The organism is Novosphingobium mississippiense, assembly GCF_044029535.1.
In the GTDB taxonomy this organism is placed as follows: Bacteria; Pseudomonadota; Alphaproteobacteria; order Sphingomonadales; family Sphingomonadaceae; genus Novosphingobium.
Genome location: NZ_CP147001.1, coordinates 3,647,959 through 3,661,571 on the forward strand (window position 1 = coordinate 3,647,959; position 13,613 = coordinate 3,661,571).

At 66.1% G+C, this 13,613-nt stretch carries 12 protein-coding genes; 6 read left to right on the plus strand and 6 right to left on the minus strand.

Annotated features, from left to right (window positions below):
* Positions 1 to 90: 90 nt before the first annotated feature.
* The 4 genes from WBP06_RS17340 to hisS all read right to left on the minus strand — a co-directional run bounded on the left by WBP06_RS17340 (position 91) and on the right by hisS (position 4,516).
* Complete coding sequence (locus WBP06_RS17340) at positions 91 to 1,023, minus strand: DUF4167 domain-containing protein (RefSeq protein ID WP_395330240.1); 933 nt, start codon at positions 1,021 to 1,023, stop codon at positions 91 to 93.
* A 239-nt stretch (positions 1,024 to 1,262) separates the two neighbouring features.
* Positions 1,263 to 2,105, minus strand: coding sequence for a peptide chain release factor N(5)-glutamine methyltransferase (prmC, locus tag WBP06_RS17345; RefSeq protein WP_395330242.1), 843 nt, complete (start codon positions 2,103 to 2,105; stop codon positions 1,263 to 1,265).
* Positions 2,098 to 3,168 carry a peptide chain release factor 1 gene (gene prfA / locus WBP06_RS17350; protein WP_395330244.1) on the minus strand — a complete coding sequence of 357 codons (1,071 nt, stop codon included), beginning with the start codon at positions 3,166 to 3,168 and terminating at the stop codon, positions 2,098 to 2,100. Before prfA ends, prmC begins: the two co-directional genes overlap by 8 nt.
* A gap of 91 nt (positions 3,169 to 3,259) precedes the next feature.
* The gene (gene hisS, locus WBP06_RS17355) at positions 3,260 to 4,516 is read right to left on the minus strand and encodes a histidine--tRNA ligase (RefSeq protein WP_395330246.1); all 1,257 of its coding nucleotides are present in this window, start codon (positions 4,514 to 4,516) and stop codon (positions 3,260 to 3,262) included.
* 299 nt (positions 4,517 to 4,815) lie between these two features.
* On the opposite strand from hisS, the gene WBP06_RS17360 reads away from it, so the two are divergent.
* On the plus strand, positions 4,816 to 6,771 hold the full coding sequence (locus WBP06_RS17360; protein WP_395330248.1) for a M61 family metallopeptidase: 1,956 nt from the start codon (positions 4,816 to 4,818) through the stop codon (positions 6,769 to 6,771).
* 205 nt (positions 6,772 to 6,976) lie between these two features.
* On the plus strand, positions 6,977 to 7,522 hold the full coding sequence (ppa, locus tag WBP06_RS17365; protein WP_395330250.1) for an inorganic diphosphatase: 546 nt from the start codon (positions 6,977 to 6,979) through the stop codon (positions 7,520 to 7,522).
* A 361-nt stretch (positions 7,523 to 7,883) separates the two neighbouring features.
* On the opposite strand, the gene WBP06_RS17370 is transcribed toward ppa, so the two are convergent.
* Positions 7,884 to 8,561, minus strand: coding sequence for a cysteine hydrolase family protein (locus WBP06_RS17370; RefSeq protein ID WP_395330252.1), 678 nt, complete (start codon positions 8,559 to 8,561; stop codon positions 7,884 to 7,886).
* Positions 8,561 to 9,391 carry an oxidoreductase gene (locus WBP06_RS17375; protein ID WP_395330254.1) on the minus strand — a complete coding sequence of 277 codons (831 nt, stop codon included), beginning with the start codon at positions 9,389 to 9,391 and terminating at the stop codon, positions 8,561 to 8,563. The genes WBP06_RS17370 and WBP06_RS17375 overlap by 1 nt, the downstream gene beginning before the upstream one ends.
* 220 nt (positions 9,392 to 9,611) lie before the next feature.
* Between WBP06_RS17375 and WBP06_RS17380 the strand changes: the two genes are divergently transcribed.
* Genes WBP06_RS17380 through WBP06_RS17395 form a run of 4 tightly spaced genes read left to right on the plus strand, consistent with a single transcriptional unit; the run spans position 9,612 to position 13,612 of the window.
* Entirely contained in the window at positions 9,612 to 10,550 is a 939-nt protein-coding gene (locus WBP06_RS17380; protein ID WP_395330256.1) for a ribokinase, read from the plus strand.
* Between the two features lie 38 nt (positions 10,551 to 10,588).
* Positions 10,589 to 11,713: an LLM class flavin-dependent oxidoreductase gene (locus tag WBP06_RS17385; RefSeq protein WP_395330258.1), complete on the plus strand. Its 1,125-nt coding sequence runs from the start codon at positions 10,589 to 10,591 to the stop codon at positions 11,711 to 11,713.
* Between the two features lie 4 nt (positions 11,714 to 11,717).
* The gene (locus tag WBP06_RS17390; protein WP_395330260.1) at positions 11,718 to 12,386 is read left to right on the plus strand and encodes a cysteine hydrolase family protein; all 669 of its coding nucleotides are present in this window, start codon (positions 11,718 to 11,720) and stop codon (positions 12,384 to 12,386) included.
* A complete protein-coding gene (locus tag WBP06_RS17395) occupies positions 12,386 to 13,612 on the plus strand; it encodes an MFS transporter (RefSeq protein WP_395330262.1) in 1,227 nt (408 codons plus the stop codon). The genes WBP06_RS17390 and WBP06_RS17395 overlap by 1 nt, the downstream gene beginning before the upstream one ends.
* Position 13,613: the final 1 nt, after the last annotated feature.

Genomic DNA, 13,613 nt, shown 5'->3' on the forward strand with positions numbered 1-13,613 from the left:
CGACCGCGACACCCGGAAACGAAATGGCCCGCATTCCGGTGGGAATGCGGGCCATTTCGGTATGCGGAAAGGCGTGAGAGTTCAGGGAACTCAGGAGTTCACGGCTTCCAGCGTGCTGTCGCCGGCTTCGTCCGCAGGCGGGGCCTTGCGGGTGCGACGGCGGCGGGGCTTTTCCTCCGCCTTCGTCTCATCGGCAGTGCCTTCCTCGGCAGCCTGTTCGCGGGCGGCCGCAGCGGACTTCCGGGCGGGCTTGGTCGCGATCGCTGGCGGCAGGGCTGCCTCAAGCGGGCTCGGCCCTTCCGATGCGTCCGGTTCGGCGACGTTGCCGTCGACTTCCACGGCGTCATTCTCGCGGCGGTCGCGGCGCGGCTTGCGCTGCTTCAGGCCACGGCTGGGACCGCGAATGTCACGAACGAAGGGGTTTTCGGCCGGTTCGTAGACCGAACGGCCACCCTCGTTCTCGCCCTCGTCATCGGTCTGCGCGGTTTCGACGGGCTCCTCGGCGGAAGCGTCGACGACGCGCGGGGCACGCTCGGGGCGTTCCTGACGCTCTTGGCGTTCGGGCCGATCCTGACGATCGAACCGTTCCTGGCGTTCGGGCCGTTCCTGACGATCTGAACGATCCTGGCCAGAGCGATCCTGGCTCGACCGCTCCTGACGGGGCGGACGTTCCTGGCTCGACTGCTGGGCGCGCTCGGGCACAGCTTCGTAATCGCCGTAATCGTCGCCGTAATCGTCCGAATAATCGGGCGAACGGTCGTCACGGCGCGGCTGGCGCGCATCGTCCTGACGCTGCTTCTGATCGGCGATCACACGGAAATAGTGATCCGCGAACTGGAGGTAATACTCCTCCGTCACGCGATCACCGTTGAGGTGCGCGTCGTGCGCCAGCTTCTTGTACTTCTCCAGCAACTGCGGCGCGTTGCCGCGCGCCCTGCTGTCGATACGATTGGTCTGCTGGCCGCCCTGTTGGCGATTGTTACCGCGGCCGCGCCGGCGGTTGTTACCACGATTATTATTCAAGGATATATTTCCTCAAAACCCTGGGTATCGGCCGGATCCCGTCGGGCCGAACTGCCGTACGTCACATGATCACGGAGCGCCCCCGCGTGCCGTGACTTCCACCCTCGCCGTGCCGAGCAGACTAGCTGCAGCGACTGTCATGCAAATGATGGAGGTGAAGCGTCCGCATGGGAAATTTCATCCATGTGCCGCTTCGCCTTAATCCTTAGGCATTCCCGCGCCGAATTCCAAGCGGAATCTTACGCGGCTGTTGAAAACTCCAACACGCGCGGGCGATTTCCAAGGTCGCGATGCAAGCGACTGGAAAGGCCGGCTTCCTGACCGATCGCGGCAACCGAAGCAGCCTGCCGGTAGCCGATTTCGACCAGCGCGACTCCGTTTGCAGAGAGCAGCCGGGGCAGTTGGGGGACCAGTATGCGATAGTCGTCCAGCCCGTCTTCGCCTGAATAGAGCGCCTCGGCCGGTTCGTAGGCGGCGACCGAACGGTCCAGCGCCACGGTGGTCTCTACGTAGGGTGGATTGGCCAGGATCAGGTCGAACGGACCGTCCAGCGCATCGTCCCAACCGGGGGCGTGCCAGTCCGCTTCGACGATGCGGGCGCGGGCACCCAGCCCGAGCGCGTCTGCATTGGCGGTGGCCACGACGCGGGCGCCGGGCGAACGGTCGATGCCCACGCCCTGTGCTTCGGGAAGGTTGGCCAGAACTGCCAGAAGCAGCGCGCCCGAACCGGTGCCGCAATCGAGTACCGTACGGGCATCTGGGCGGGCGGCGAGGGCGGCTTCGACAAGGACTTCCGAATCACCGCGCGGGATCAGGACGTCGGGCCCGACGATGAAGGGCAGGCCGAAGAATTCCTGATGGCCGGTTACGTAGGCGACGGGCTCATGCTCGGCGCGGCGGTCCACCAGCGCGGCGAAGCCTTTGGGCGCCGGATCGCGCATCCGCGACAGCAGCATCGACGAGCGCGAGCAGCCCAGCGCGTGCGCCATCAGCACTTCGGCATCGAGCCGGGCGGTGTCGCTGCTCCCGGCAAGGCGCTCGGCAGCGTCGCGGATCGCTTCGCCGACCGTTCGCTCAGCCATCCATCGCGGCAAGGCGCTTGGCCTCGTCCTCGGCAATCAGCGCGTCTACCATTTCGGCAAGGCCCGGGCCTTCGAGAATCTCGGGCAGGCGGTGCAGCGTCAGGTTGATGCGGTGATCGGTCACGCGCCCTTGCGGGAAGTTGTAGGTGCGGATGCGTTCGGAACGGTCGCCCGAACCGACCATCGCCTTGCGCGCCTCCGCCTCGGCGCCGTGGGCTTCTTCGCGCATCTTCTCGTAGAGGCGTGCGCGCAGGACCTGCATGGCCTTGGCCTTGTTCTTGTGCTGGCTGCGCTCGTCCTGACAGATCACCACCAGGTTGCTGGGCAGGTGGGTGATGCGCACCGCCGAATCGGTGGTGTTGACGTGCTGGCCACCCGCACCCGAAGCGCGGAAGATATCGATCTTGAGGTCCTTGTCCTCGATCTGGACATCGACTTCGCTGGGTTCGGGCAGCACCGCCACTGTCGCGGCCGATGTATGGATGCGCCCACCCGATTCGGTGACCGGCACGCGCTGCACGCGGTGGACGCCGCTTTCGAACTTCAGCCGGGCGAAGACCCCCGCGCCGGCGACGTTGGCGACCACTTCCTTGAAGCCGCCGAGGTCATTGGCGTTGACGCTGATCATCTCGACCCGCCAGCCCTGTTCGGCGGCATAACGTTCGTACATGCGATAGAGATCGGCCGCGAAGAGGGCGGCTTCGTCCCCGCCGGTGCCGGCGCGGATTTCCAGCATGGCCGGGCGCACGTCCGCCGCGTCGCGCGGCAGCATGGCGATGGAGAGCTTGCGTTCGGCCTCGGGCAGTTCGGCCTTCAGGCGCGCCACTTCCTCTTCGGCCAGCGCCCGCATGTCCGGGTCCGGGTCTTCCAGCGTTTGCAGCGCTTCCAGTTCGCCGCGCATCGACACGACTTCGGCAGCGACCTGCGCCACCGGCTCCAGCTCCGCATAGTCGCGGCTGGCGGCGACGAAGGCATCGCCTTCCAGCGTGCCGGAGGCCAGACGCGCCTCAAGCTCCGCGAAACGTGCGGCAATCTGCGCAAGCCGGGTGTCGGAGACCGACATCAGACGGCCTTCCTTGTGAGAAGAAGCGGGGCCCCCGCCTTCGCGGGGGCGACGGTAAATGTCGTGTGGGCCAAGAGGACGGCAGCCGAAATCACGGATGGACCGACTGGAGAACCTGCTCGACCGCGAGAGATTCGGCGGTCGGCTCGGCCGCGCGCATGTTCGCTACGGGAGCGCCATCCTTCGTGCCGAACGAAACGAGCACCTTGGCGCCCATCTTCACCGCCTTGTCGAAGCGCTTGCGGGCGCTGCCGGTAGCGACCATCTCGGCATCCAGGCCCTGGAAACGCAGCGCGGTGATCACCTTCTGCGCATAGGCGAGGGCAGCATCGTCCTCCACCGCGAGAACCACGGTCAGCGGCGCTTCGGTCAACGTGCCGGCATCGGCGACCAGCATTGCCAGACGCTCGATCCCTGCAGCCCAGCCCACGGCCGGGGTGGCCGGGCCGCCCAGGCTTTCCATCAACCCGTCATAGCGGCCGCCACCCAGCACGGTTCCCTGGGCGCCGAGGCGCGTGGTGACGAATTCGAAGGCGGTGTGGCGATAATAGTCCAACCCGCGCACCAGCGAGGGCGCGCGTTCGTAGGCGACGCTGGCGGCATCGAGGCCCGCCGTCACCGCGCCAAAGAAGTCCTGCGCCTCGGCCGAGAGGAAATCGTCGATCTTCGGGGCATCGCCCACGAAGACCTTGTCGCGCGGGTCCTTGGAATCGAGGATGCGCAGCGGGTTGCGCTCAAGCCGGTCCTGCGATTCTTCCGAAAGCGCGTCCTTGTGCGCGCGGAAATAGTCGATCAGCGCGGCGCGCCAGGCGTCACGGCTCTCGGCATCGCCCAGCGTGTTGAGCTGCAGCGTCACGCCGTCCGAAATGCCCAGTTCCTTCAGTAGCTGGTCGGCCATGACCAGCAGTTCCACGTCGGCCAGCGGCTCGGGCGAGCCGATCAGTTCGGCGTCGATCTGGTGGAACTGGCGATAGCGGCCCTTTTGCGGGCGCTCGTAGCGGAACAGCGGGCCGTGCGTGGCGATCTTGACCGGGGCGAACTGCTTCCAGCCGTTGGTCAGATAGGCGCGGGCGATGCCGGCGGTGAATTCGGGACGCAGCGTCAGCGGGTCGCCGCCGCGGTCGGCGAACGAGTACATTTCCTTGGAAACGACGTCGGTGGTCTCGCCGATCGAGCGGGAGAACACGGCGGTATCCTCGAACACCGGCATTTCCGCGCGGCGGAAGCGGTAGAGCTTGCGAATGCGCTCGAACGTCTCGACGACATGCGCGAAAGCCTCGGCGTCTGCGCCGAAGATGTCCTGGGTTCCGCGGATCGCCTGAGGCGTCTTAGTCGATGTCGTGCTCATAACGCGCGCGCTTAGCCGGATTGCGGCGACGGGGAAAGTGGCTGCGGTTCGCGGGCGGGATTGAACGTGGAAATACCGACGGTCGAAATTCCTCCCCTGCGAGGGGAGGTGGCAGCGCGCAGCGCTGACGGAGGGGGTAGCCGCTCCAGTTACGCGCGATGGAGGGGTGCCCACCTCTCCATCCCCCTTGGGGTGGTCCCCCTCCCCTTACTGGGGAGGAGCATTCACTTTGCTGGCCCGCGACCTCCGCACAAATTGGATGGTTGCCAAACTCGGCAACAGCCGCAAAGAATGGCGAAATGAAATATCGTAACGCGGTCGTCACGCTCCTCGCCCTTCTTTCCGTTTCCACGCCGGCGCTTGCGCAGGATTCAGCCCAGCGCAGCGCCCCGATGGCGCCCGCGCTGCCCGATCCGCTACCGGCCGCGCAGGACAAGCCCTATGCCGGCACCATCGCGCTGGACATCGATGCCAGCGATACCGTGCGCGGCGTCTACAAGGTGGTCCAGCAGGTTCCGGTCGCCCCCGGCACCACCAAGCTGACGCTGATCCAGCCCAGCTGGCTGCCCGGCAACCACTCGCCCACCGGCCCGGCCGCGCTGCTGGCGGACATCCACTTCTTCGCGAACGGCAAGGAAATCGCGTGGCAGCGCGATACCGTGGCAGTGAACGCCTTCCATCTCGACCTGCCGGCCGGCACCCAGATGGTCACTGCCAAGTTCGTCCACACGTCTCCGGTGCAGGCCAAGGAAGGCCGCATCACGATGACGCAGGAAATGATCAACGTGCAGTGGGAGAAGATGAGCCTCTATCCCGCCGGCTATTACACCCGTGGCATCACCTTCAAGCCAACCGTGAAGTTCCCGGCGGGCTGGACCGTCTATACCCCGCTCGACGGCAAGAGCCAGCAGGGCGACACGGTGACGTGGAATGCGATCGACTACGAACGCCTGGTCGATTCGCCGATCTTCGCGGGCAAGTATGCGCAGAGCTGGGATCTGGGCCACGGCGTCAGCATGAACGTCGTCGCGGATGAGCCCAAGCTGCTGGGCATCAAGCCCGAGAACATGGAGAAGTACCGCAACCTCGTCTCGCAGGCGCTGTTCACCTTCGGCGCGCGGCACTTCGATCATTACGACTTCCTCCTGGCGCTGACCGACCGCATGGGTGGCATCGGCCTTGAGCATCATCGTTCGAGCGAGAACCAGATGGAGCCCAAGGTCTGGACCGAGTGGGACAAGATGGACTGGGATCGCAACGTGATCCCGCACGAGTTCACGCACAGCTGGAACGGCAAGTACCGCCGCCCGGCCGACCTGTGGACGCCGGACTTCCAGCAGCCGATGCAGAACACGCTGCTGTGGGTCTACGAAGGGCAGACGCAGTTCTGGGGCTATATCCTGGCCGCGCGTTCGGGCGTTCAGACCAAGCAGACCATCCTCGACACGCTGGCCGGTGCCGTCGCCCGCTATTCGGAAGCGACGCCGGGCCGCGGCTGGCGTTCGGTGGAAGATACCACCCACGCGCCGATCCTGAACATGCGCCGCCCGCTGCCCTACACCTCGATCACGCGTACCGAAGACTATTACGTCGAAGGCGCGCTGACCTGGCTGGAAGCGGACCAGATCATTCGTCAGGGCACCAAGGGCGCCAAGGGACTGGACGATTTCGCCAAGGCCTTCTTCGGCGTGCGTGATGGCGACTGGGGCGAACTGACTTACGATTTCGACGAAGTGGTGAAGACGTTGAATGGCGTCTACGCCTATGACTGGGCCAGCTTCCTGAAGACCCGCATCTACGCCACCAACCAGCCGGCGCCCGTGAAGGGCATCGAGATGGCCGGCTACAAGCTGGTCTGGAAGGACACGCAGAACGCCTATGAAAAGGGGCTGGGGGATTCGCGCAAGTCGCTGGACCTCAGCTATGCGCTGGGCGTGTCGCTCGACGGCGACGGCACCGTCACGTCCACGGTGTGGGACAGCATCGGCTACAACGCGGGCCTGGTCGGCGGGGTGAAGGTGGTTGCGGTGAACGGCACCGCCTACAGCGCCGATACGATCAAGGACGCAATCACGGCGGCGAAGACCGGCGGCGCCGCGGCGAACGCGCCGATCAGCCTGCTGGTGAAGCGCGGCGATGCCTTCACCACCGTCGCCATCGACTATCACGGTGGCCTGCGCTGGCCCTGGCTGGAAAGCACCACCCCGGGCAAGGTCAACGGCTTGGACCGCCTGCTGGCACCGCGCACCAAGTAAAGACGAAATCGAGCCTATCGCGAACGGGGTCGGGCTTTTCAGCCCGGCCCCGTTTCGTTTTGGCGACGGGCATGCGATCCTTGCACTGCAAGTTCGAGAAGGCGGTTGCGGTGGTTTAACCGTGCCGCTAAGCCCCGCCGTCAAAGTTCAAGGCGGCGCACGTTCAGTAGCGCCGCTCAAATCGTGCCCGTTGAAAAGGACCAACATGCGCATCGACATGATCCCTGTCGGCAAGAACCCGCCGGAGAGCCTGAACGTCATCATCGAGGTTCCCGTTGGCGGTGAACCTGTAAAGTACGAATTCGACAAGGATTCCGGCGCTCTGTTCGTGGACCGCATCCTGCACACGCCGATGCGCTATCCGGCGAACTACGGCTTCGTCCCGCACACGCTGTCGCCCGATGGCGATCCGCTGGACGCGCTGGTCGTTGCCCGCTCCCCCTTCGTGCCCGGCTCGGTCGTGCGCGTGCGCCCGATCGCGGTGCTGAACCTGGAAGACGAGCACGGCGGCGATGAAAAGCTGGTCTGCGTGCCCGACGACAAGACCTTCCCGTACTATTCGGACGTGCAGGAAAAGGGCGACCTTCCGCCGATCGTGTTCAGCCAGATCGAGCACTTCTTCACGCACTACAAGGACCTTGAGGCCGAGAAGTGGGTGCGCGTCGGCACCTGGGGCGGCGCCGACGAAGCCCGCCAGATCGTGATCGAAGCGATCGAGCGCTACGAGGCGAACAAGGCCGAGAAGGCCTGAGCCCACACAAGTTCACACCCCATGTGAAGGAAGGGCCGGCGGAGCGATCCGTCGGCCCTTTTTGTGTGTTTATCTGAAGTGACGTTCCTCCCCTGCAAGGGGGCAGCGCGTAGCGCTGACGGAGGGGTGTAAAGGTTCGGTTGTGTGTGGCGGAGAGGCTGACACCCCTGCACCATCCTTCGGGCGGTTCTCCTCCCCTTGCAGGGGAGGATTTGGGCCCATTCAATCAACCCAACCCCGTCATCCCCGCGGAGGCGGAGATCCCGCTTTTCTTTGCGGCAAGGTAAAAGGAAGCGGGGCCCCCGCCTTCGCGGGGGCGACGAAGTGTTATGGGGTTAAGTCGATTGCTCGCTGGCCGGAGTCAGACGGCCTCGACACTCTCAAGCATCGCCAGCACCTCTCCTGAAGTCCGCACATCGGCGAAGTTCAGCCTTAGGTTCATCAGCGCGGCATTGTGCTCCGCGTCGGTCACCGCCGCGCAGGCGTCGCTGACGACGATGACTTTCCAACCGCGCATATTGCCCTCACGCGCCGTGGATTCCACGCAGACGTTGGTGAGCGTGCCAGCCAGTACCAGTGTCTCGATCCGCAATGCCCGGATCGCCTTTTCCAGCGCACCATCCGGGCACGAGAACGCACCGTAGCGGTACTTGTCGAGAACCAGATCGCCAGCCTCCCGCACCATGGCCGGATCGAGGTCGTGTGAGGCCTCTCCCTGCCGCAGGGCAGCGATGGCGCGGGCGACGAACGGGTCGGAGCGGTCGTACTGCCAGTCCGGCATCGCCAGCGGTGGCAACTCGCTGGTGGTCTGACGCATCCAGATCACCGTGCCGCCGGCCTGCCGCATGGCCATGGCAAGGCGGTTGCACGGGGTGATGGCATCGCGGGCATGGGCATTGCCGAAAACTTGGCCCTCGCCGACGAAGGCCGCCTGCATGTCGATCACCACCAGCGCGGTGCTGGCGGGATCGAGCGCGGCGAAGCTGTTGTAGCCGCGCCCGCGCTCGATGGCCCAATCCGGCAGTTCGGTTCGGTGCATCAGGCCGGTTCGAAGGCGGTGGAGAGCGACAGCGCCTCCCACTCGCGCATCTGGTTGCCCACGAATTCCAATTGGTCGCCCGCGTAATGCAGCGCGTCTTCGCCCAGGAACAGGTGCAGCGGCGGCTCGGCGGCATCCAGCGCCTTGAGGATCGCGGCGGCTCCGCGTGCCGGATCGCCTTTTTCCTTGCCCGCGCCTTCGGTCAGGCTGCGGCGCGCGAAGTGGGCGACTTCCTCGTAATCGGCAATGTCGGCCGCCGCGATCTTCAGCCCCGCTGCCGCGAAGGCGGTGCGGAACCCGCCGGGGGCGACGTTGGTGACGCGGATATTCATCGGCGCCACTTCCTGCGCCAAGGTCTGGCCGATGCATTCCATCGCGTACTTGCTGGCGCCGTAGAGCCCGGTGCCCGCCCACGGCGCATGGCCGCTGACCGAGGTGATGTTGACCACATGCCCCGCCCGGCGCGCGCGCATATAGGGCAGCACCGCGCGCAACATGCGCAGCGGGGCGAACAGGTTCACATCAAACAGCGCCTTGGCCTCCTCGATAGAGACTTCCTCGATCGCGCCGATCAGCCCGTAGCCGGCATTGTTGACCAGCCGGTCGATGCCGCCGGTGATCTCCTCCGCCTTGGCGACGGCGGCGGTTACCGAGGCTTCGTCGGTCAGGTCGACGCAGAGCGCATGGGCGCGGCCGGGGGCCAGCGCCTCGAACTCAGGATCGCTGTCCTTGCGGGTGGTGCCTACGACGGTGTCCCCGCGTGCAAGCGCGGCTTCGGCAAGGGCGCGGCCAAGGCCTCCGCCGATGCCGGTGATGAGCCAGGTGGTCATAATTCGCGTGTCTCCCCAAAGGCGAAAGGCGTAGAGTGTGCGCCAAAGGTAGATCGCACGCGCGCGAAGGCTCTTGGCGCTGGACCCCGCAATTATTGTGCGGGGACGCACGGCGCCAGCGCAGGCTTGACCCCGGCGGACGCGCCATGCTGCACCCGATTTTGCACTTGCAGAACGTGGCCCCGCAAAGGGGGCGTCTCAGACTAGCGGAGCGGCACACTTGGCAGTTCACATCGTCGGTTCGATCAACCTCGACATCATCACCTCGCTCGATCACTTGCCGCTGCCGGGCGAGACGGTCATCGCCAAGGCAACCGCCCGGCTGCCCGGCGGAAAGGGCGCCAATCAGGCAGTCGCCGCCGCGCGCATGGGGGCGAAAACGCGCATGGTCGGCGCGGTTGGGGACGATGATGCCGGGCGCTGGATGCGCGACCGGCTGGCGCGGGACGGGATCGCGGTGTCCGGCGTCGTCGCGCTGGAAGGGGCGGAAACCGGCACCGCCTATATCGCCGTCGATGCCGAGGGAGAGAACCAGATCATCGTCGTTAGCGGCGCCAATGCGCGGCTGACCCCGCCCGGCCCGGTCATGGAGGGCGTGTTGCTGGCGCAGCTGGAAGTGCCGGTGGGCGCGCTGCTGCCGGTGTTCCGCAATTCGCAATGCATCCGCATCCTCAACGCCGCGCCGGCGGTGCTGGCGGCCGACGCGCTGCTCGATCATGTCGACGTGCTGGTGGTGAACCAGACCGAACTGGCCGCCTTCGCCTGCTGCGGGCCGGTCGAGGGCCTGCCGGCGGTGGTGCGGGAGGCGCGCGGGCTGCTGCGTCATCCGGATCAGGCGGTGGTCGTCACGCTGGGCGCGCGCGGTTCGGTGGCGGTGAAGGGCAACCGCGAATTCCATGTCCCCGCCGTGCCGGTGGTTCCGGTCGACACCGTGGGCGCGGGGGACAGTTTCTGCGGTGCACTGGCGGCGCTGCTGGACGAAGGCCGCAGTCTTGAGGAGGCGCTGCCCTGGGCCAGTGCGGCGGCGGCGCTCTGCACGCTGGGGCAGGGCGCGGCTCCGTCGATGCCGATGCGCGCGGCGGTGGCGGATCTGCTGTCCGGGGCGGCAACAGAACATGCGCCGCCGATCAAGAACCGGGCGGGCGTTTCCCTAGGCTGAGGATCAGGACAGCACCGAACCCGCATCAGAGGACAGACATGAACCCGCATCCGCTGACACCCTTTGGCCTTCCCTCCGACAATGGTGGCAAGGACCTTGGTCTGTTCCTGCCGGTCGCCAACGGCGGCTGGATCCTGTCGAAGAACAAGCCGGAGCTGGACGGATCCTATGCCTACAACCGCCAGTGCGCGGTTCTGGCGGAGCAGGCGGGCATGGACTTCATCATGTCCATGTCGAAATTCCGCGGTTACGGCGGCGAGACGAAGCACTGGGATTCCTCGCTCGATCCGATCGTGCTGATGGCGGCGCTGAGCGAAGTGACGAAGAAGACGCGCATCGTCACCACCCTGCACACGTTGCTCCAGAACCCGGCGGTGGCCGCCAAGATGCTGGCGACGCTGCAGCAGGTGAGCGGCGGCCGCGCCGGGCTGAATGTCGTCACCGGCTCCTACAAGGGCGAGTTCGCGCAGATGGGCGCCTGGCCGGACGATGTGAATCACGACCAGCGCTATGACCTTGCCTACGAATGGGTGCGCGCGGTGAAGGGGCTGTGGAGCGAGAATTCGGTCACCATGAAGGGGGATTACTTCACGCTGGAAGACTGCGAATCCTGGCCGAAGCCGGAACAGCGTCCGTTCCTGGTCTGCGCGGGATCGTCCGAAATCGGCATGCGCCTGACATCCGAGGAATTGGACGCGATCTTCCTTTCGGGCGGCACCGCGCCGGAACTGGCCAAGAACAGCGATCGTGCCAAAGCCATCGCCGCCGAATATGGCCGTAACATCCGCACCTATTCGATGATGACGCTGGTGATCGGCGATAGCGACGATGCCGCCAAGGCCACTGCTCAGCACTATGCTGCGGGCCTCGACGAAGGCGCGCTGGCGGGCATGATGCGCGCTTATGGTTTCCTCGATGCCGAAATCGGTAAGGAGAACGACTTCACCCGCAAGGCGCGCAGCTCGTTCATGTCCGCCCAGATCGTCGGCAGCGCGAAAAGCGTGACCGATCAGGTGGGCGACCTGCTGGAAGCGTCCGGCACCGACGGGCTGATGCTGATCTTCGACGACTATATCAAGAGCCTGCCGATCTTCGGCGCGGAGATCCTGCCGGCCCTCCGCGAGCGGTTTCCGGACAAGGTTGCTGCATCGGTGGAGGGCTGATCCGATGCCGCTTCGCAGCGAGGATCTGCCCCACGTCGATGCATCCACGCTGGCCGGGATGATCGATCCGAAGACCACCGCGCTGGTGGTGGTCGATATCCAGGTCGATTTCGCCGCACCGCATGGATTGCTGGGCCGCCATGGGGTCGATCTCTCGCCCGCCGAAGCGGCGATCGACAATTGCGAGAAGCTGGTGGCGGCGGCACGCGGCGCGGGGGCTACTGTGGCGCTGATGCGCGTCGTCACCAGCCCCGAGACGGATTCGCGTGCGTTGAAGACGCTGATGGTCCGGCGCGGACAACCGGGCGGAGAGGCGATCTGCCGCGAGGCGGACGGCGGGGCGGATTATTATCGCATCTTCCCCGAAGCGGGCGATATCGAGATCGCCAAGCTGCTCTACGACAGCTTCCACGGCACCGATTTCGATGCGCAGCTGCGCGCGCGCGGCATCCAGACCCTGGTGATCTGCGGCCTCTCCACCGATTGCTGCGTGGACCAGACGGCGCGATCCGCCTTCCATCACGACTACGACGTGTTCCTCGTCTCCGACGCCAGCGCCGCCTACGAGCCGGGGCTGCACGCAAGCTCGCTCTCCGCGATGGAGAAGAACTGCGTGCTCTTGACCACGACCGATGCGGTGGAGAAGGCCTGGTCAAAGGACGCAGACGTCTGATGGCCGTCCGGGGCGCGCGCAACGGCGTGCTGTTCGCCTGCACGCTGGGCAATTCGGTCAGCGTGACGCCGGCGGTCCACGCCGTCTTCGGGCTGTTCCTGGTGCCGCTGACCGAGACGTTCGGCTGGAGCCGGGCGAGCGTTTCGGGCGTGCTGGGCATTCTCGCGCTAGTGGGCGCGGTGACCTATCCGCTGATCGGCCGCCATGTCGACAAGGCCGGGGCGAGGCTGACGTTGCTGGTCGGCGTGTTCGGCCTCTCGCTCTCGATCGCGGCGCTGGCGCTCAACAGCGGCAGCCTTGTGCAATTCTATGCGACTTTCACCGTGCTGGCGGTGTTCGGGGCGATGGCGGGCACGCCGATCTTCCAGAAAGTGATCGCCGACTGGTTCGACGAGAATCGCGGCACCGCGCTCGGCATCAGCGCGGGCGGCGGCTGCGGGATCGGTTCGGTGGTGCTGCCGGTGCTGGCCGCCGTGCTGGTGCAGACATGGGGCTGGCGCGCCGGCTATCTGGGTATCAGCGCTTTCATGCTGGTGATCGCACTGCCGCTGCTGGTCCTGCTGCTGCGCGACCGCGCCACGGTGGCGGGCGGCGAGGCCGCCGTCGAACGTGACGGCATGACCTTGGGCGAAGCGGCTTCGACGCCGATGTTCTGGTTGATCCTGATCGCTTTGGCGGCGGGGGCGGGCGGCACCACGGCGGTGTTCAGCCATGTCGTGCCGATCCTGTCCGACCGGGGGTTCTCGGTGGCGACGGGAACGGCAGTGGTCAGTGTCTTTGCGCTCGTCACGTCGGGCTGGCAGATCGCCACCGGCCGGATCATGGACAAGATCCCGACGCCGCGCGTGGCGGTGCCGATGTACCTGATGGCGGTGATCGGGCTGATCATGCTGGAGACCGCGCAGGGCACGCCGCTATTGCTGATGGGCGGGGCGCTGCTGGGCATCGGCCTTGGCGGACAGTTCGGCGCGCTGCCCTATTTCATTGCCCGCTACTTCGGCACGCGCCACTTCGGTTCGGTGATCGGCGCCATGTATTCGGCGGTGATCGCCGCGCAGGGGACGACGCCGATCCTGCTCGATCTCGTTTTCGACGCGCGCCATTCGTATCGCCCGGCGCTGGTCGGCGTCGGCGCGGCGCTGCTCGCTGGGGCGCTGCTGCTCACGCTGCTGCCCCGCTATGGCCGCGAGGCGGAGAGTGAAGCGCTCTTCGTCTCCGGTCACTGAT

Coding starts and splice junctions, on each gene's coding strand:
- prmC (WP_395330242.1), bottom strand. CDS start 2,105: ATGGCTGAGCGAACGGTCGGCGAAGCGATCCGCGACGCTGCCGAGCGC.
- prfA (WP_395330244.1), bottom strand. CDS start 3,168: ATGTCGGTCTCCGACACCCGGCTTGCGCAGATTGCCGCACGTTTCGCG.
- hisS (WP_395330246.1), bottom strand. CDS start 4,516: ATGAGCACGACATCGACTAAGACGCCTCAGGCGATCCGCGGAACCCAG.
- WBP06_RS17360 (WP_395330248.1), top strand. CDS start 4,816: ATGAAATATCGTAACGCGGTCGTCACGCTCCTCGCCCTTCTTTCCGTT.
- ppa (WP_395330250.1), top strand. CDS start 6,977: ATGCGCATCGACATGATCCCTGTCGGCAAGAACCCGCCGGAGAGCCTG.
- WBP06_RS17370 (WP_395330252.1), bottom strand. CDS start 8,561: ATGCACCGAACCGAACTGCCGGATTGGGCCATCGAGCGCGGGCGCGGC.
- WBP06_RS17375 (WP_395330254.1), bottom strand. CDS start 9,391: ATGACCACCTGGCTCATCACCGGCATCGGCGGAGGCCTTGGCCGCGCC.
- WBP06_RS17385 (WP_395330258.1), top strand. CDS start 10,589: ATGAACCCGCATCCGCTGACACCCTTTGGCCTTCCCTCCGACAATGGT.
- WBP06_RS17390 (WP_395330260.1), top strand. CDS start 11,718: ATGCCGCTTCGCAGCGAGGATCTGCCCCACGTCGATGCATCCACGCTG.
- WBP06_RS17395 (WP_395330262.1), top strand. CDS start 12,386: ATGGCCGTCCGGGGCGCGCGCAACGGCGTGCTGTTCGCCTGCACGCTG.